We start from the raw sequence: 17,362 nt of genomic DNA on the forward strand, positions 1-17,362 counted from the left end.
TCCACCACGTTTCACGCCACGCGCGACCTGGAGCGCTCCCAGCCGAACCCGCCCCCTTGTCCCACTCCGGCGTCCGGTAGGAGATCATGGACTTCGGAACCCAGAAGGGACGGAACGGACGATGAGGCACCGCAGTGTCGCCGACCTGATGACGCCGACCGCGGTGGCGGTGCAGCCCGGGACGTCGTTCAAGGAGATCGCGCGACTCCTCGACGAGTACGGCATCACCGCCGTCCCGGTGGTCGACGACGAGAACCGTCCGGTGGGCGTCGTCTCCGAGGCCGACCTGCTGCGGCGGCACACCGCGAAGGACGGGCCGAGCACCGCCGAGGCCATGATGTCGAGCCCCGTCGTCACGGCCCGGCCCTCCTGGACGGCGGTCGAGGCGGCCCGCCTGATGGAGCGGCACCGGGTGAAGCGGCTGCCGGTCGTGGACGCGCACGGGCGGCTGATCGGGGTGCTGAGCCGGAGCGATCTGCTCCAGCTGTTCCTGCGCAGGGACCGCTCGATCCAGGAGGAGATCCGGGAGGACGTGGTCGTCCGGATCCTGCGCCTCTCCCCCTCCGCCGTACACATCGACGTCGACGAGGGCCGGGTGACGCTGAGCGGCACGCTGGACCGCGCCGGCATCGGCCCGATCCTCGTCTCGCTGTGCGAGTCGGTGGACGGGGTGGTGGAGGTCGCGGACCGGCTTTCGTACGAGGACGGGGAAAACGGAGGGAGCGGGGAGGGCGGCGCGGCTTAATGCCAGGCCCGGTGAGGTCGCGTGAGCGGCTTGGATCAGGGCGCGCGGCGGCGGGGACCCGGCAGGTCGACGACGCCCTGTCGCCGGGCCCTCGCCAAGGACGGCGGTTCCGTCAGGAGACCGCCTCCGGCCAGCCGTAGCCGGGGCCGGTGTGCTGCGGTACGGTTCCGGCGCCCACCGCCTCCATCTCGCGGTTGGCCTCGCGCATGAGCTTGCCGGCCAGGTCCTTCATCGCCCGGCTCGCGGCGAGCTCGTCACCGATCGCCGGGACGTCCACGTCCGCCGGGTTGCAGCGCGCGGAGCCGTGCCCCGTGAGGGTCGATTGACCGGTCATGAGCCGGGCCTCGGCCTTGGTCCGGCCGCCCTCCTCGACCAGTTCCACGCCGACCGTCCATTCCAGGGTGCGCGTCATGGTCTGCCTCCTCGCACAGCGGGCCGCGAGGAACCGGGACGCGGCCCCTTCCGATATCTCCAGGATCCATCGGCGGGGGCCGAGCGGCACGCCGCGAGAGGGCCCGGTCGCGGATCGACTCTCCCCGTCACAGGCCGGTGACCGTGAGGAAGCGAGGACCGCCGTCGCGTCGGCTTACGGGAGGGTGCCGACCCCGTTGGCCACCCCCTAGGGAGCCCGGAAGAGGCGCGGGAAGCGAGGTGCGAGCCAGGGCTTGCGGCCCCAGCCGAGCGCCTTGCCGCGGGCGATCACGGGCCAGGGGTCGATCCGGCCGAGGCCGAGGAGGAGGAAGGCGACCGGCTCGGTGAGGATGGTGCAGTCCGGGCGTGCGGGCGGCTCGTGGGTGACCTCGACGGCGCCCTCCGTGACGACCACCCCGAAGGTCGGGCCGCTCCGGAGCCGTACCGCGAACCGGGCCGTCAGACCGTCGACGGCGGCCGGGTCTGTCACGCGGGGCATCGCCTCGATCATGAACGGCAGGGTCAGGTCGACCCGGTGCGCGTCCAGCATGTGGGGGCGGCCGACGGCGAGGGCGAGGTCGTAGCCGTGGCCGAGCATGTGGGTCAGCAGGTACGAGCCGAGGACGGCCGGGCGCATGGCGCCGAGCGGGGTGGAGAGGAGCGCGTCGGGGTCGCGCTCCTCCACGGATTCGAGGAAGGCCTCGGCCTGGGCCGTGATCATCTCGGCGAGCGGGCCGGGCGCCCGCTCGGCGAACCCGGCGAGGGCGCGCTCGTTGGCATCGGCGAGGCTGCCGGGAGTGCCGTCGCCGTAGGGGCGCTCGTGGCCGGCGGCCAGGTCGGCCATGAGGGCGTTGGCCTGCGCCAGGTGGGCGGCGGCCTCACCGAGGGTCCAGGTGGACCGGGGCACGGGCAGCCCGGCGCCATGTCCGCCGGGGGCCGCGTCGAGTACGGCGGCGATGTCCACGGCCGTCCCCCGTATCGCCTCCGCAAGCCCGCCGGGAAGCACCCCACCCACGCGTCCCACCATTGCCCCGCCCCTCTCCTGCCTCCGGCGGCCCCACACGGAGCACCGGCTGGTCGGGACCGTACCAGTGAGTAGCTCCATCGGCACCGGTCCCTGGACCACGACTTTCCGCCCGGGACGGCGGCCGTTCCTCGCAACGGCGCGAGGGCCGCATGCCGAGCCGCGGCGAAGGGGGCTACAGACCGACGTCCCGCGCCCGCAGGTCCTCCAAGGTCTCCCGGCGCACCAACAGCCGGGCCCGGCTGTTGCGCACGGCGACCACCGGCGGGCGGCCGACGAGGTTGTACGAGGACGCCATCGACAGGTGGTACGCGCCCGCCACCGGTACCGCCAGCAGGTCGCCCGGGTGGGTGTCGGCGGGCAGCGGGACGTCCTCGGCCAGGATGTCGCCGGCTTCGCAGTGGCGGCCGACGACCGTCATGCTCTCGGAGTCGGCCGGCGAGTGGCGGCCGATCAGGCGCGGGGCGTAGCGCACCCCGTACAGCGCGGGTCGTGGGTTGTCGCTCATCCCGCCGTCCACCGCCACGAAGGTCCGCCCGGGCGTGCGTTTCACCGCGAGGACCCGGTAGAGGGCGACTCCGGCCGGCCCGGTGACCGCGCGGCCCGGCTCGATGATCAGTCGCGGCACGGGGATCCCCGCCGCCGCGCAGCTCTCGGCCAGTTCGGCACGGACCTTGCGGGCGAGGGTGGTGAGGTCGAGAGCGGGCTCGCCGGGGCGGTAGGCGATGCCGTGACCACCGCCGAGGTCGAGCTCCGACAGGGTGACCCCATGGGTGTCGCGGACCCTGGCCATGAGGCCGACGAGCCGCCGTACGGCCACGAGATACGGCTTTCCCTCCGTGATCTGCGACCCCAGGTGACAGTGGATTCCGGTGAGTTCGAGCTGCGGCTGGTCGAGTATCCGGGCGATCGCGTGCTGGGCGTGGCCGTCCCGCAGGGAGAGCCCGAACTTCTGGTCGTCGGAGCCGGTACGGATCTTCCGGTGGCCGCCCGCGCTGATCCCCGGTGTCACCCGGACCATCACCTTCTGGTGGCCCCCGGTGCCGACCGCGGCGGCGATGCGCGCGATCTCGGCGGGGGTGTCGATGACGATCCGGCCCACGCCGAGGCGCAGTGCGGTCTCCAGGTCCTGCGGCGACTTGGCGTTGCCGTGGAGCAGGATCCGGTCGGCCGGGAACCCGGTCGTGACGGCGAGTTCCAGCTCACCGGCGGAGCACACGTCCAGGCCGAGTCCCTCCTCCTCCACCCAGTGGGCGAGGGCACGACACAGGAAGGCCTTGGCCGCGTAGTGGATCTCGGCGTCGGGGAACGCGCTGCGGTAGGTGCGGCAGCGCTTGCGGACCTCGGCCTCGTCGAGGACGTACACGGGGGTGCCGTGGCTCTCGGCGATCTCGGCGAGGGAGACACCGCCGACAAGGAGGCGGCCGTGGGGCTGGTCGGTGGTGGTCACGGGCCAGACGGAGAGTGCGTCGGCGGGGCTGGAGCCGGTCGCGGGGCCGGTCGGGGAGCCGCCTGCGTATCCGGGCTCGGAGCCGGTCGCGGGGCCGGTCGGAGCGGCGGGGACGGCTCCCAGGGGAAGGGTGGTCACCTCTGGATCTCCCTTCAGCTCGCCAGGGTGGTCAGCGGCCGCTGCTGCGCCTGATGTCGCGAGTACGGCTGCGACCGCGCCTCGACCACGGGGACCGGAGCGGCCGCGGGGCCGGAGGCGGGTACGGAGCCTGGGCCCGTCACGGGGCTGGTCGCCGGAGCCGTCAGCACCGGGTCGATCCTCAGCTCCCGGACTTCCAGCGGTTCCATCAGCGCCCGCAGCGCGGGCTCCGACAGCCGGATCCAGGGCTGATCCGCTCCCAGGACGGCACTCAGCCGCGCCGGGTCGGTGAACGCGACGGCGGTCCTGCCGCCGACCGGCGTGCGGAAGAAGCGGGTCACGCAACCACGGGTGCCCGGCCGGACGGGCACGCAGAGCCGTCCGGCCGGGAACCGTTCCCCAGGCTCCGGGTCGTCTCCGTACAGGGCGTCTGCCATGGGTTCCTCCGAGGGACGAAGCACGGTCCCCGGCACGGTCGCGCCGGGGGTGTCTTCGACGCTAGGCCCGGCGATCACCACTCCCCGGTCCCCCTGACGCGCCCCTGACGCGCACGGGCCGAATGCATACATCCCGCTGACACGCAGCGGCCCGCCGCCCCGTGTCAGCAGGGGCGGCGGGCCCGCGCGGTACCCGAGGGTCTCACTCCACGACGAGGACGATCTTGCCCGTGGTGCGGTCGGTCTCGCCGAGGGAGTGCGCCTTGGCGGCCTCGGCCAGCGGGAAGACCGCCTCGACGTGGGCGCGCAGGGCGCCGGACTCCACCAGGGCGGCGACGGCGTTCATACCGGCGTGGTCGGCCTCGACGAGGAGGGTCTCCACCCGGACGCCCCGCGCGGCGGCCTTCGCCGGCTCGTCCGGGTCGGTGCCCGGGAGCAGCGAGACGAGGGTGCCGCCGGGGCGGAGCACGTCCAGGGACCGGGTGCGGGTGTCGCCGGACATCGGGTCCAGAACCATGTCGACGTCCTCGACCACCTCGGCGAAGTCGACCGAGCGGTAGTCGACGACCTCGTCCGCGCCGAGTGACCGCACGAAGTCGTGCTTGGGCGCGCTCGCGGTACCGATGACGTACGCGCCACGGGCCTTGGCGATCTGGACGGCGAGGTGGCCGACGCCGCCGGCCGCCGCGTGGATGAGGACCCGCTGACCGGGGCCGACCTCGGCGGTGTCGACGATGGCCTGGTAGGCGGTGAGGGCGGCGAGCGGCAGGGCGCCGGCCTGGACGTGGTCGATGCCGGCGGGCTTGTGCGCGAAGGCGCGGGCGGGGCCGGTCACGTACTCGGCGTGGGAGCCGACGCCGAACGGGTAGGGCAGCATCCCGAAGACCTCGTCGCCCGGCTTGAACACGGTCACGCCGTAGCCGACGGCCTCGACGACGCCGGAGACGTCCCAGCCGAGGACGAGCGGCAGACGGTTGAGGAACATGCCGGCCGAGCGATGCTTCCAGTCGGTGGGGTTGACGCCGGCGGCGCGTACGGAGATGAGGATCTGGCTCGGGCCCGGCTCGGGTCGCGGCAGCACGACCTCCTGGAGCACCTCCGGGGTGCCGTGGGTGTCCTGGCTGATGGCGCGCATGGTGGGGTGGTTCGTCATGACTCCAGCGTGGCCGTCCGCCCAGGCGCGTACCATGGCATGATTGCCATCTTTCGACGAGATCGTGCCAGAGGAGAGGGGCCAGCCATGTCGGCCGAGCCGGTCATCCACGTCATGCCGGTCTCGCCGGTCCTGCCGGTCGCGCAGGCCGCGGAAAGGCGTCATCGGGTCGTCGTCCTCGCCCTCGACGGGGTGTACCCCTTCGAGCTGGGGATCCCGAGCCGGGTGTTCGGGGCGGCCGACGGGCACTACGAGGTCGTCACGTGTTCGGTGGACGGCGGGCCCGTCCGTACCAACTCCGACTTCTCGGTGACCGTCGAGCACGGGCCCGAGGTGCTGCGCACGGCCGACACCGTCCTGCTGCCGCCCTTCGACACCTCCCTCCTGAGCCGCGATCTGTCTCCGGGGGTCGCCGAGGCCCTCGCGTGCGTACGGGAAGGGGCCCGGCTCGTGTCCATCTGCACCGGAGCCTTCGTCCTCGCCGCGGCCGGGCTGCTGGACGGGCGTCCCGCCACGACCCACTGGACGCTCGCGGGCGAATTCCGTTCGTGGTTCCCGCAGGTGGCGCTCGATCCGGACGTGCTCTTCGTCGACGACGGCGACGTGCTGACTTCGGCGGGCGCCGCCTCCGGGGTGGACGTCTGCCTGCATCTCGTACGAAAGGACCACGGCACCGCCGTCGCCAACCACGTGGCACGGGTGTGCGTCGTGCCGCCGTGGCGGGACGGCGGGCAGGCCCAGTACATCGAGCAGCCCGTGCCCGAGACCACGGCCAGCGGGACCTCGGCGACCCGCCAGTGGGCGCTGGAGAACCTGCGGGACCCCCTGCCCCTGAGTGAGCTCGCCGATCACGCGCGGATGAGCCTGCGGACCTTCGCCCGCAGGTTCAACGAGGAGGTCGGGATGAGCCCGGGTCGGTGGCTGATCCAGCAGCGGGTGGCCCGCGCCCGGCATCTGCTCGAATCCACCGACCTGGCGGTGGACGACATCGCCGGGGAGGTCGGCTTCGCCACCGGGACGTCGCTGCGCCAGCACCTCCATGCCGCCATCGGGGTCACTCCGCTCGCCTATCGGCGCACATTCCGTGGCACGGTCCCGACGGCGGTCGAGGCGGCGACCGCCTGAGCTTCTTCGCAGGCCAGGGGGATGTTCGTATTCCCGTGGAGCCATCGGACTTCCCATGGCAGCCATTGGATTCCGCATTGGAAAGGTCTCCGGGACGGGGCTACGTTCGAGGACGTCGCCACACCGGCGGTCCCGGACCGGGACGCGGGGTGTGCGATCACCGCCCTGCTCCGCTTTTCCTCTGCTCTTCCATCGCCCTTCCACCGCTCTTCGGGCCGGACCCTGGCCCGTACCTCCTGGGAGTACCCCCATGCCCAAGATCCTTTTCGTGATGACCGGCGCCGACTTCTGGACCCTGGCCGACGGTACGAAGCACCCGACCGGCTTCTGGGCCGAGGAGGCCGCCGCGCCGTACGAGGCCTTCACGGCCGCCGGGTACGAGGTCGTCGTCGCCACCCCCGGCGGTGTCGTGCCCACGGTCGACAAGAGCAGCCTCGCCCCGGAGTTCAACGGCGGGCAGGAAGGTGCCGACAAGGTCGCCGCCACCCTCGACTCGATCACCGCGCTCCAGCACCCGCGCCGCCTCGACGACGTGAACCTGGCCGACTACGCGGCCGTCTTCTACCCGGGCGGCCACGGCCCCATGGAGGACCTCTCCGTCGACGCGACCTCCGGCGGGCTGCTGGTCGACGCCCTGAACTCCGGCAGGCCGCTGGCCGTCGTCTGCCACGGCCCGGCCGCGCTGCTCGCCGCCACGAAGGCCGACGGCACGAACGCCTTCGCCGGCTACGAGGTCGCCGCGTTCACCAACGACGAGGAGACCCAGTCCGGCTTCGCCGAAAGGGCGAAGTGGCTCCTGGAGTCCCGCCTCGTCGAGGCCGGCGTGGACGTCCAGGTCGGCGAGCCGTGGGTGCCGAACGTGGTCGTCGACCGCAACCTCATCACCGGCCAGAACCCCGCCTCCGCCGCCCCGCTCGCGGCCGAGGTCCTGAAGAAGCTGGGCTGACAGCACCGTCCGGGCCGCCCTGTACCCCCTGAGGGTGCGGGGCGCCCGGCCGGACGCACATGCCCTCCCCCGCCCCCGAGCCGGCCGAGCCCGCCCCACCCCGCCGGTCCGCCCGCCTGCCCGCCATAGGGAAACGAGTAGGCTTCCCGCGTGAGGCATACGGATCCTGATGGGCGGCCGGTGGCCGGCCCCCGCCCCGGTACAGCGCCCGGCGGCGGCGTGGGGGCGGCGGACCTGAATCTGCTGCGTACCTTCCTCGCGGTCTACCGCTCCGGCTCGTTCACCGCCGCCGCCGGGCTCCTGGGCCTTTCGCAGCCCACCGTGACCACCCAGATCCGGTCCCTGGAGCGGCAGACGGGCCGGGAGCTGTTCGAACGGCTGCCGCGCGGCGTCGCTCCGACCGCGGTCGCCCATGACCTCGCGGCTCGTGTCGCCGCTCCTCTCGACGCGCTCGCCGCCGCGACCGGTCAGGAGACCGCGCCCCACGAGCGGGCCGCCCCCGTGCATCTGGCGGGCCCCGCCGAACTGCTCTGCACCCGCGTCCTGCCGGCTCTCGCGCCGCTCGCGGCCGAAGGGGTACGGCTCCGGATCACGCCGGGCCTCACCGAACCGCTCCTCGACGAACTCCGGGCGGGGCGCCACGACTTGGTGATCGCAACCTACCGGCCCCGGGGGCGCGCCCTGACCGCCGTACCGCTGATGGACGAGGAGTTCACCCTCGTCGCCGCCCCTGTCTGGGCCGATCGCGTCGGGGCGCGGGCGGCGGACAAGGGTCCGGCGGCGCTGCACGCCGTCCCGCTGATCACCTACGCAGAGGACCTGCCGATAGCGCGCCGCTACTGGCGCCATGTCTTCGGCACCCGGCTCTCCTGCCCTGCCGCCGTCACCGTCCCCGATCTGCGCGGTGTCCTGGCGGCGGTCACCGCCGGGGCGGGTTTCACCGTGCTGCCCCGCTACCTCTGCGAGGCCGAACTGGCCTCCGGCGCCCTGGTACCCCTCCATCACCCGGACGACCCGCCCATCAACACCGCCTACCTCGCACAGCGCCCCGGCCGACCCGCCAACCCCGACGTCACCCGCGTCCGCGACCTGCTGATCGAGGCGGGACGGGCCTGGTGACCGTACGTCAGGGCCGGGGTAGCCCTTCCCGCCGGGCCGGCGGTAGCGGTAAGGGTTCCCGCGCACGCATGGGCAAACATCGTCGACGACGACGGCGCGAACGAGGCCCAGCACGTACGTGACCTGCTCGGCGACACGGTGACGTCCTCCCACGCGGCTGCGGCTGAACCAGGTCGGGGAAGCACGCCGACAGCCTTACGGGCCTCGGTCGCCACGGACCCGGGCACCAGCGCGTGGGCGCCGTCGGCGGGCCTCCGTGATGTCCGAAACGCGGTGCGCGGGCAGAATTGACGTGAGAGGGCCGCTCCGCCGGTGTGAGCAGCGCGCCCGCCCTTCGTCTGCGCCCGGAAAGGGGGCCCGGTGTCCTCACCTCGGCCGGGGGGTCGACCGGGAGACGAACAGGATCCCGGGCCTCTGTGGTCGGAGCCCGGGACGCTGCTGCAACACGTGGCCGTGGCCGTGCTCGGCATCGACGAGGAGGGCCGGATCTGCTACTGGGGGCCGGGTGCGAAGCGGCTCTTCGGATACGAGGCCGCGGACGTCCTGGCGCGGCCCGCCGCCGTCCTCTTCCCCGCCGCTCCCCTCGACGGGGCCGGTGCGGCCGAGCGCCTCGCGGAGCGCGGCCGCACCTTGGGCTACTGGCGGGCGCGCGTGCCGACGCTGCACCGCGACGGCAGGGTCTTCGACTGCGGCTTCCGGGTCTTTCCGGTGACCGGCATCGAGGGCCACTCCGTCATCCTGGGACTGGCGAGCGAGAGCGCGGGGCTCGACCGGGTGAAGACCAACCTCGCCTTTCTCGACGCGCTGTTCGAGACGTGCCCGATCGGCCTGGTGATGCTCGACGAGAAGCTGCGCTACGTCCATCTCAACCAGGCCCTGGCGGACATGGACGGGACCCCGATCGAGGACCACATCGGGCGGACCATGGAAGAGTTCATGATCACGTCCGACGGGGGCGAGTACCAGCGCATGCTGCGGGCCGTCGCCGACGAGGGCCGGACCGTGGTGAGCACGCTGGTCGTCCTGCGTACGCCGGGCCGTCCCGACCGGGACCAGGTGCGCTCCGTGAGTTTCTTCCCCCTCAGCCAGGCGGTCGGCACGCGACCCGGGGTGGGCGGCCTCCTCGTGGACGTCACCGACCGTGAGCAGGCCCTCGTGGAGGCGGCCGCCGGACGGCAGCGGCTGGCGCTGCTCGACCGGGCCGCGGCCCGCATCGGCACCACGCTGGACGTCGACGTCACCGCCCGTGAACTGGTCGAGGCGGCCGTTCCCGAGTTCTGCGACGGCTCCGTGGTGGAGGTCGTGGAGTGGAAGGACGAACGCGAGATATTCGATCCGGAATCGGTGCTGCTCACCCGCCGCATCGCGGCCGGTACGAGCCTGCCGCCTCCTGCCCCGGAGCTGGTCGGCGGCCTGGAGAGCGTGACGTATCCGCCCGGTTCGAGCATCCACGAGGCCCTGATCACCGGCCGTCCCGTCTGCGTCACCGTGAACGCCGATTTCATGACCCGGACGGTCGTCCACCAGGCCCGCGCCCAGCTTCTGATCGACAGCGGTCTGAAGTCCCTGCTCATCGCTCCGCTCATCGCGCGGGGCACGGTGCAGGGAATCACCATGTTCGGCCGCGCCGCCGGCCGCCCCGACTTCACCGAGCAGGACCTCAGCCTGGCGGGCGAGCTCGCCTCGCGGGCCGCCCTGTGCCTGGACAACGCGCGGCTCTACAGCCGGGTCCAGGACATCGCCCTCACCCTCCAGCGCGCGCTGCTGCCCACCGCCCTCGCGAGCAGCCCGGCCGTGCAGGTCGCCCACCGCTATCTGCCGGGCAGCCACGCCACGGAGGTCGGCGGCGACTGGTACGACGTGATCGAGCTGCCGGACGGCCGGGTGGCGCTCGTGGTCGGTGACGTGGTGGGCCATGGCGTGCCCGCGGCGGCGGCGATGGGTCGCCTGCGCATCACCGCCAAGGCGCTGGCCCGCCAGAACCTGGAACCCGACAGCCTCCTGGAGGAGCTCGACGTCTGTGCCCAGGACGCCGGCATCGCGTACGCGACCTGCCTGTACATCCGCTACGACCCGACGACAGGTCTGGCCCGCATCGCGAACGCGGGTCACCTGCCGCCGCTGCGCCGCCGGGCCGACGGCACGGTCGAATCGTTCGACGAGGTGCTCGGGGTGCCGCTGGGCGTCGGCGGCGTGCCCTTCCGTACGACCGAGATCGAGCTCCATGACGGGGACACCCTCGCGCTGTACACCGACGGCCTGGTCGAGGCGCGCGGCATCGACATCGGCGCGGGCATGGCCGCGCTCCGGTCGCAACTCGAAGGCTCGACCGGCACGTTGGAGGAGGCGGCGGACGGCATCCTGGCACGACTGCTGCCCGGCGCGCCCACCGACGACGCCGTGATCGTGCTGGCCCGGATCCGGCGTCAGGGCCCCGACCTCCGGCCGGCGGGCCGGGACTGACGCAGGAGACGTCAGTCCCGGGACACCGGTGCACGGGCCGCCACGTCACACGGCGAGGCGCGAACCCCACGACTCGCCCCACTCCCGGCTCGGCCCCCTCACTGCTCGGCCCACTCATGGCTCAGCCGCCGCTGGACGAGCGCACCCTCAGTCGCGGAAGGACGAACAGCCGGTGCCGGGGCGCGTCCGGGTGCTCGATTCTGCGCACCAGCAACTCCACCGCGGACGCGCCGACTTCATGCTTCGCCGGGGCGATGGCGCTCAGCGGGATGTCGGCGAGCCCCGCCACCTCGTCGTCGTACGCCACGATCGCGACGTCGCCCGGGACCTGGACGGATCGCGCCCGCAGCCTCCTGAGGAGCGCCAGCGCGTGGTTGTCGGGATGGGCGATGACGGCGTCGACGCGGCCGGCGGCCGCGGCGTCGAGCAGCTCCTCGACCGGGTCGTCGTACTCCGGACTCCCGGGGCCCGCGTCTCCGGTGTCCAGGACGGACACCGGAAGAGGGGCTTCGAGCCCTGCCGCGCGTACGCCGGCCTCGAAACCCTCGGTGATCCACTGCGCGGTCGGGCTCGTGCCGCGTACGAGCAGCGCGAGGCGAGTGCGGCCCGCCTCCGCGAGATGGCGCACGGCCAGGCGCGCCCCGTGGACGTGGTCGGACACGACGTGGTCGATCCCGGCCATCTCGTCCGACTCGGGCCGGCGCTCCACGATCACGACGGGGACGGGCAGTTGCTCGTACCAGCCTCGCGGCCCGGTCGGAACCACGAGCAGCCCGTCGACGCCGTCGCCGATCATCCTTTCGACCTGCGCGCGCTCCTCGTCCGCGTCGTATCCCGAGATGTCCAGGACCAGCCGGACGTTGCGGGCGGCGGCGGCCTCGCGCGCGCCCTTGATCACCTCGGGGAAGTAGTAGTCGGCGGACGGCACGATCAGACCGATCACGCGCTCCCGGCCGCGAGTCGGTGAGGCGGGGTCCGCATCGGCGGATGCGGTCTCCGCCCAGGTCTCGGGCAGCATGGCCCCGCCGTGCACCCTGGCGACCAGGCCGCGGTCGGCGAGGATCTCCACGTCGCGGCGGATCGTGACCGGGGAGACGCCCAGTTCGGCGGCGAAGTCGCTGACCCGCAGGGAACCCTCGTCGCGCAGCCTGCGCAGGATCGCCTGATGCCTGTGTTCCGCGTGCACTTCCCCGCTCCCCTCGAACGACGGCCCAGTTCAGACGCAGTGTAGCCACCTCGCGATCGATTCTGTCTGTTTCTTGTCGAATGGACAATCATTGGCGGTTCCTGTCCAAACCGTTGCTCTCTTGGTTTTCTGCGTGTTAGAAACCCCACGCTTACGAGCCAGCGACAGCGCCGAGGCAACGACGCGCTCCTCCCGTAAAGGTCGTCTCCCATGCCATCTCCCTGGCGTCGCCGCACATTCCTCCATGCCGCCGGTGGGGGCGCACTCGCCCTCGGACTCACGGGGACGCTCGCGCACCCGTCCGGCGCCTCCGAAGTCCCCGGTGCCGAAGGGACGTTCACCTCGGCGTCCGACGCGGAGTTCGACGCGCTGCGCGGCACATGGCGCGACCTCATCCTCGGTACGGGCTTCAGCCCGACCGCGGAGCCGTACCGGACCATCCTCAGCGGCCTCGGCACGACCGCGGCCGGCTACCGGGCGACCATGGCCCCGGCGAGCGGTTCACTCTGGCCCGGCCGCTCCTGGGCCGACCCGGAGCCGGACCTCGACGCGGAGTCCTACGCCTTCTCGGCCACCATGAACGACAGCTACAACCGGCTGCGCACCATGGCCGAGGCGTACTCCCAGCCCGGCACCGGACTGACCGGGGACGCCGGACTGCGTGACGCCGTCCTCACCGGACTCGACCACCTCCACTCCGAGGTCTACAACGAGAACACGACGCGGTACGGCAACTGGTACAACTGGCAGATCGGCGCTCCGCAGGCGCTCATGGACACCTGCGTGCTGATGTACGACCACCTGTCGGCGACGCAGATCGCCGCCTACTGCCGGGCCGTGGACGCGTTCGTGCCGGATTCGGTCTTCGCCTCCTACACCGGGACCAGTACCGGCGCCAATCGGGTCGACCTGTGCCGCGGAGTCATCCTGCGCGGAATCGTCGGCAAGGACACGGGCAAGATCACGCTGGCGTCCCGGGCGCTGGCCCCGGTGTTCCCGTACGTCACCTCCGGAGACGGCTTCTACGACGACGGATCGTTCGTCCAGCACCGCAACGTCCCCTACATCGGCGGCTACGGCGCGGTGCTGCACGACGGTGTGGGCCGACTGCTGGCCCTGCTGCGCGGGTCGAGCTGGGAGGTGAAGGACACCGGTACCCAGCTCTTCCTCGACACGATCGAGAAGGCCGTCGCACCGTTCATCTACAACGGCCTGATCATGGACAACGTCAGCAGCCGGGGCATCAGCCGCATCGGCACCAACGAACACCAGCGCGCCCACGGCCTCATGGCGACCATCCTGCTGGTCGGCCAGGGGGCGAGCCCCGAGGAGAACGCCCGCTGGCGGGCGATGGTCAAGGGCTGGCTGCAGCGCGACTACTACTACCCCGCGCTCAAGAACCCGGGCCTCAGCCTGATCAGGGCATCGCTCCTGCAGGCGCTGCGGGACGACACCGCCGTGAAGGCCGCCCCCGAGCCCGTCGAGCACCGGCTGTTCCCCAACATGGCACGAGCCACCCACCGCCGTCGCGACTGGGCGGCCTCCCTCTCCATGGCCTCGAACCGCATCGCCCACTACGAGTTCGGTAACGGCGAGCATGCCCGCGGCTATCACACGGGCGCCGGCTGGCTCTCCTGGTGGGGCAGCGACTTCGGCCTGGAGCAGTACTCGGACGCCTACTGGCCCACCGTCGACCCGTACCGCCTGCCCGGCATCACCGCATCACGCAAGCCCCTCGCCGACGGCGAGGGCGGCAACTGGGGACAGCCCATGCCGGACGCCGCCTGGGTCGGCGGCAGCACCGACGGCGAATACGCCGCCGTCGGCCAGCACCTCAAGGGCCTGTCCAGCACCATGAGCGCCAAGAAGTCCTGGTTCTGCCTCGACGACTCCATCGTCTGCCTGGGCGCCGGCATCACCTCCACGGACGGCCACGCCGTCGAGACGACCGTCGACAACCGCGCCCTCGGCGCCGCCGGCGCCCCGGTACTCACCGTCGACGGCCGCCCGCAGCCGGTGACACAGGGCTGGACGGCCACCTTCGAAGACGCCGAATGGGCCCACATCGCCGGTCAGGCGGGCTACGTCTTCCCCGGCGGCGCACGGCTCGCCGCGGTACGCGAGGAGCGCACCGGCTCCTGGCGGGACATCAACACCGGCGGCTCCCCCGACCCGATCACCCGCCGCTATCTGACCCTCTTCACCGACCACGGCATCGACCCGACCGACGGCGACTACGCCTACGTCCTGCTGCCGGGAGCGAGCGCCGGTACGACCGCGCACCGCGCCCACGACCGGGGATGGCTGCGGATCCTCGCCAACACCGGCGCCCAGCAGGGCGTCCGCGTCCCGAGGCTGGGCCTCACCGCGGTGAACTTCTGGGCCGCGGGCACCGTCGACCGTCTCCGGGCGAGCGCCCCCGCCTCCGTCCTCGTACGGGAGCACCGCAACGGCACGGCGACCGTCGTCGTCTCGGACCCCGCGCGGCAGGCCACCTCCCTGGACATCGACTGGAACCGCAGGGTGGGCAAGGTGCTCTCCAAGCCCGCCACGGTCACCGCCGCGACCACCGGCCCCTCGCTGAAGCTCACCTTCGGCGACCTCACCGGCCAGGCAGGCGCACCCCAGAGGGTCACGGTCCGCCTCGGCTGATGCCCGGGCCGGAGGTGGGCCTCCGCGGCTCGTCGTTCACGGGGGGGGGGGACGATGGGGCGAGGTGTTGGCAGGACCTCCTGACAGAGGCGGCGTCTGTCAGTTGCCTGTGTCCGTCATTCCGGTCTGTTGTTGAGATTTCGAGCACGAGGGAGGGGCGGTCGTGGGGCGCCTCGTACCTGCCGTGACCTGGGCCCCGGACACGGCCAAGCCGCGCGCGAGTGCCGGTCTCGTCGTCAACCTCCGTGACGACGTGGGGGTTTGCGACACCCAGGGCGCCCCTCGGCGTTCTGCCCGCAGGCGGCGAGGGCCAGGGCGCCGGTCAGGACGGCTCGCGGTTGTGCATGGTCATCAGTCCTCGTTCTTCTCGTCGTTGAGATCGAAGCGATTCAGGAACCCCGGCAGCCGGGAACCGAGCGGCGCCATCGCGCCGTCCGCGCCGTGCCGGGCGAGCAGGTCCAGGGCGAGACGGCCGCGCCGCACCCGCTCCCGGACGGTGTCCAGGGCGAGCGTCCGCAGATGGGACCCGTAGGGGTAGATCCCGGGCGCGTTGGACAGGCCGAACTTCAGATAGAGCGGTGCGCCGCGCCGAATCAGCTCGGCGACCTCGTACATCCGCACGTAGCCGCCGAGGTCGTCGGGGGCCTCGATGTACATGTCCATGGGGGCGGCGGAGACCCGCCGGATGCCGGTGAGGTGATCGAGCGTCAGGTCGCTGGGCACGTTGATCGAGTCGGCGCCGAGCCGTTCGTACACCGCGTACGAGGCCGGGTTGACCGGGCCGATCAGCGCGGAGACCTTGAGCGTGGTGTCGGCCGGGACGATGCCCATGAGGCGCGCCCGGTGCAGCGCCCACAGCACGCCCTCGTCGGCGACGAGCAGGCACTTCACACCCAGCTCGGTGGCCCGGACGGCGTCCTCGACGCACCCCGCGACGGCGTCGTGGCCACGCGCACGCGGTCCGGCTCCTCGCGAGTCGGTGCGCACCGAGCCGCCGATGTCCCAGGTGCCGCGCGGACCGGTGAAGAGACAGAGCTCGACGGCGCGTTCGGTGGTCTCGGCGACCATTTCGGTGATCTCGGCATCGGTGAGCATCCACACGCCGCTGCCCTGGCTGATCCGATGCACCGGCACGTCGAGCCGCTCGGCCTCCGCCAGGACCACGGCCAGCGCCTCGGGGCCCTCGCAGGACGGAATCTCGGTACGCCAGCGGCCGCCCCCGGGGAAGGTGTGCGGCGAGGCGTCGGCGGGGGAGAAGGCCGGGGCGCCGAGGCCCAGCGCGGCGAGCACGTGCTCGCCGGGGCGGCGGGGGGTCGGGGAGTAAGCGTCGGTCACAGACAGTCCTTCGCGTTCGAGATATCGGACATTGTTCGAAGTGATGGACACGGACCTTCCTCGGTCAGGGCGCCGGGGTGGGCCCACGGGATGGGCCGGGGCACCGGGGGGGCCCACGGGATACGGGATGAGGCGGGGCGGCCGCCCGGCCTCCGGATCGGTCGCCCGCGGCCTACGGCCCCAGCGGTGCCTCGGGTTCGCCGACGACATGCGTGCTGATTCCCGCGATCCGCACAGCGGTTGCCCCTTGCCGCTCGTTCGATATTTCGTCATGCATTCGAAATTCTGGCGCGACAGTAGGGAGACCACACAAGGGGCGTCAAGAGGCCGGACCACCCGCGCGTGCAGGCGGTGTCACGGGGCGAAGGCCTCCGTGTCGACCGTGACGGTCCGCGGAGCGCGGTCTCCGTCGTCGCCCAGGCGGGCTGATGCTCGATCTGCGGCAGACGACCGTGGACGGCGCGGTCGACCAGACGCGCAGATCGGTCGATAATGGACCTTATGTCCCAGAAAACCACAAGGAAGCCGCATGAACCGTCGACCTTGACAGTCAAGGGGCGGGATATGCGCGTGCGCACCATCGGTTTCGTGGTTCTCGCCGCCCTGGCCATCTGGTTCATCGCGGCCAATACCGGTTCGGTCACCGTCAGACTGTGGATCCCGACGGTCACGCTTCCGCTCTGGATCGTCCTCACCGTCACCCTCCTCGTGGGCGTCGTCCTCGGCCTGCTCATCGCCCGGCGCCGCGCACAACGGTGAGGCGGTGCGGTCGACGAGATCGCGGACGCCCTGTTCACGGTCCGGCATGCGGTCAGAGGTGTGCAGTCCTCGTTCGCGCGCCTAAGGTAGCGGTGCAGCTGGTTCGCCCCGTCCGCCAGGCGGGAGGCGTCGCAAGAGGGAACCCGGTGGGAATCCGGGACTGCCCCGCAGCGGTGAGCGGGAACGACCGCCGTCATACGCACTGGGACCGGACAACGGTCCTGGGAAGCGACGGCCAGTAGGTGTCCTCCACGAGGAGGGCGTGCCCGTGAGTCCGAAGACCTGCCCGTTGCCCGCGCGTGGACGATTCCCGTGCGGCTTTCTCGGTGACCTCGTGGGCGGGTCGGCGTACACAGCGAGCGGCACGTGCGGGACCCTCCGCGACGTGGGCCGCCCGTTCTGCCGTCTCCTTCGCGTCC

The 17,362-nt window shown here is 72.3% G+C and carries 14 protein-coding genes and 1 riboswitch; of the genes, 7 read left to right on the forward strand and 7 right to left on the reverse strand.

All coding sequences use genetic code 11. The features are described 5' to 3' along the window. Positions 1-121 precede the first annotated feature (121 nt). The gene (locus OG514_RS34920; RefSeq protein WP_266901634.1) at positions 122-745 is read left to right on the forward strand and encodes a CBS domain-containing protein; all 624 of its coding nucleotides are present in this window, start codon (positions 122-124) and stop codon (positions 743-745) included. A 112-nt stretch (positions 746-857) separates the two neighbouring features. On the opposite strand, the gene OG514_RS34925 is transcribed toward OG514_RS34920, so the two are convergent. From OG514_RS34925 to OG514_RS34945, 5 genes are all read right to left on the reverse strand, one after another. Continuing rightward, the gene (locus OG514_RS34925) at positions 858-1,157 is read right to left on the reverse strand and encodes a DUF1876 domain-containing protein (protein ID WP_266901636.1); all 300 of its coding nucleotides are present in this window, start codon (positions 1,155-1,157) and stop codon (positions 858-860) included. 207 nt (positions 1,158-1,364) lie between these two features. After that, positions 1,365-2,183: a maleylpyruvate isomerase family mycothiol-dependent enzyme gene (locus tag OG514_RS34930; protein ID WP_266901638.1), complete on the reverse strand. Its 819-nt coding sequence runs from the start codon at positions 2,181-2,183 to the stop codon at positions 1,365-1,367. Positions 2,184-2,355: 172 nt separating this feature from the next. After that, positions 2,356-3,630, reverse strand: coding sequence for a diaminopimelate decarboxylase (gene lysA / locus OG514_RS34935; RefSeq protein ID WP_266902285.1), 1,275 nt, complete (start codon positions 3,628-3,630; stop codon positions 2,356-2,358). 152 nt (positions 3,631-3,782) lie between these two features. Further along, a complete protein-coding gene (locus tag OG514_RS34940) occupies positions 3,783-4,205 on the reverse strand; it encodes an SAV_915 family protein (protein ID WP_266901640.1) in 423 nt (140 codons plus the stop codon). Between the two features lie 202 nt (positions 4,206-4,407). Then, positions 4,408-5,358, reverse strand: coding sequence for an NADP-dependent oxidoreductase (locus OG514_RS34945; protein WP_266901642.1), 951 nt, complete (start codon positions 5,356-5,358; stop codon positions 4,408-4,410). A 114-nt stretch (positions 5,359-5,472) separates the two neighbouring features. On the opposite strand from OG514_RS34945, the gene OG514_RS34950 reads away from it, so the two are divergent. From OG514_RS34950 to OG514_RS34965, 4 genes are all read left to right on the forward strand, one after another. Further along, complete coding sequence (locus OG514_RS34950; RefSeq protein WP_266902287.1) at positions 5,473-6,483, forward strand: GlxA family transcriptional regulator; 1,011 nt, start codon at positions 5,473-5,475, stop codon at positions 6,481-6,483. Between the two features lie 250 nt (positions 6,484-6,733). Then, positions 6,734-7,429: a type 1 glutamine amidotransferase domain-containing protein gene (locus OG514_RS34955; protein ID WP_266901644.1), complete on the forward strand. Its 696-nt coding sequence runs from the start codon at positions 6,734-6,736 to the stop codon at positions 7,427-7,429. Between the two features lie 180 nt (positions 7,430-7,609). Continuing rightward, complete coding sequence (locus OG514_RS34960) at positions 7,610-8,548, forward strand: LysR family transcriptional regulator (protein WP_266902289.1); 939 nt, start codon at positions 7,610-7,612, stop codon at positions 8,546-8,548. 360 nt (positions 8,549-8,908) lie between these two features. Further along, positions 8,909-11,011 carry a SpoIIE family protein phosphatase gene (locus tag OG514_RS34965; protein WP_323181676.1) on the forward strand — a complete coding sequence of 701 codons (2,103 nt, stop codon included), beginning with the start codon at positions 8,909-8,911 and terminating at the stop codon, positions 11,009-11,011. 121 nt (positions 11,012-11,132) lie between these two features. Here OG514_RS34965 and OG514_RS34970 read toward each other — a convergent pair whose 3' ends face one another. Beyond that, positions 11,133-12,197, reverse strand: coding sequence for a substrate-binding domain-containing protein (locus OG514_RS34970; protein WP_323181677.1), 1,065 nt, complete (start codon positions 12,195-12,197; stop codon positions 11,133-11,135). A 210-nt stretch (positions 12,198-12,407) separates the two neighbouring features. Here OG514_RS34970 and OG514_RS34980 point away from each other — a divergent pair, with 210 nt between their 5' ends. Next, positions 12,408-14,849, forward strand: coding sequence for a polysaccharide lyase 8 family protein (locus OG514_RS34980; protein ID WP_266901648.1), 2,442 nt, complete (start codon positions 12,408-12,410; stop codon positions 14,847-14,849). A 351-nt stretch (positions 14,850-15,200) separates the two neighbouring features. On the opposite strand, the gene OG514_RS34985 is transcribed toward OG514_RS34980, so the two are convergent. Continuing rightward, the gene (locus tag OG514_RS34985; protein ID WP_266901650.1) at positions 15,201-16,184 is read right to left on the reverse strand and encodes a hypothetical protein; all 984 of its coding nucleotides are present in this window, start codon (positions 16,182-16,184) and stop codon (positions 15,201-15,203) included. Positions 16,185-16,748: 564 nt separating this feature from the next. Between OG514_RS34985 and OG514_RS34990 the strand changes: the two genes are divergently transcribed. Then, entirely contained in the window at positions 16,749-16,943 is a 195-nt protein-coding gene (locus tag OG514_RS34990) for a lipopolysaccharide assembly protein LapA domain-containing protein (protein WP_266901652.1), read from the forward strand. An 82-nt stretch (positions 16,944-17,025) separates the two neighbouring features. Continuing rightward, positions 17,026-17,248, forward strand: a riboswitch (cobalamin riboswitch). Positions 17,249-17,362: the final 114 nt, after the last annotated feature.

The sequence above is a fragment of the Streptomyces sp. NBC_00572 genome, from assembly GCF_026341815.1.
GTDB lineage: Bacteria > Actinomycetota > Actinomycetes > Streptomycetales > Streptomycetaceae > Streptomyces.

Excerpts from the sequence above, each read along its gene's own strand:
- OG514_RS34940 (WP_266901640.1), bottom strand. The coding sequence starts at position 4,205 with ATGGCAGACGCCCTGTACGGAGACGACCCGGAGCCTGGGGAACGGTTC.
- OG514_RS34930 (WP_266901638.1), bottom strand. The coding sequence starts at position 2,183 with ATGGTGGGACGCGTGGGTGGGGTGCTTCCCGGCGGGCTTGCGGAGGCG.
- OG514_RS34990 (WP_266901652.1), top strand. The coding sequence starts at position 16,749 with ATGCGCGTGCGCACCATCGGTTTCGTGGTTCTCGCCGCCCTGGCCATC.
- OG514_RS34920 (WP_266901634.1), top strand. The coding sequence starts at position 122 with ATGAGGCACCGCAGTGTCGCCGACCTGATGACGCCGACCGCGGTGGCG.
- OG514_RS34955 (WP_266901644.1), top strand. The coding sequence starts at position 6,734 with ATGCCCAAGATCCTTTTCGTGATGACCGGCGCCGACTTCTGGACCCTG.
- OG514_RS34950 (WP_266902287.1), top strand. The coding sequence starts at position 5,473 with ATGCCGGTCTCGCCGGTCCTGCCGGTCGCGCAGGCCGCGGAAAGGCGT.
- OG514_RS34925 (WP_266901636.1), bottom strand. The coding sequence starts at position 1,157 with ATGACGCGCACCCTGGAATGGACGGTCGGCGTGGAACTGGTCGAGGAG.
- OG514_RS34945 (WP_266901642.1), bottom strand. The coding sequence starts at position 5,358 with ATGACGAACCACCCCACCATGCGCGCCATCAGCCAGGACACCCACGGC.
- OG514_RS34980 (WP_266901648.1), top strand. The coding sequence starts at position 12,408 with ATGCCATCTCCCTGGCGTCGCCGCACATTCCTCCATGCCGCCGGTGGG.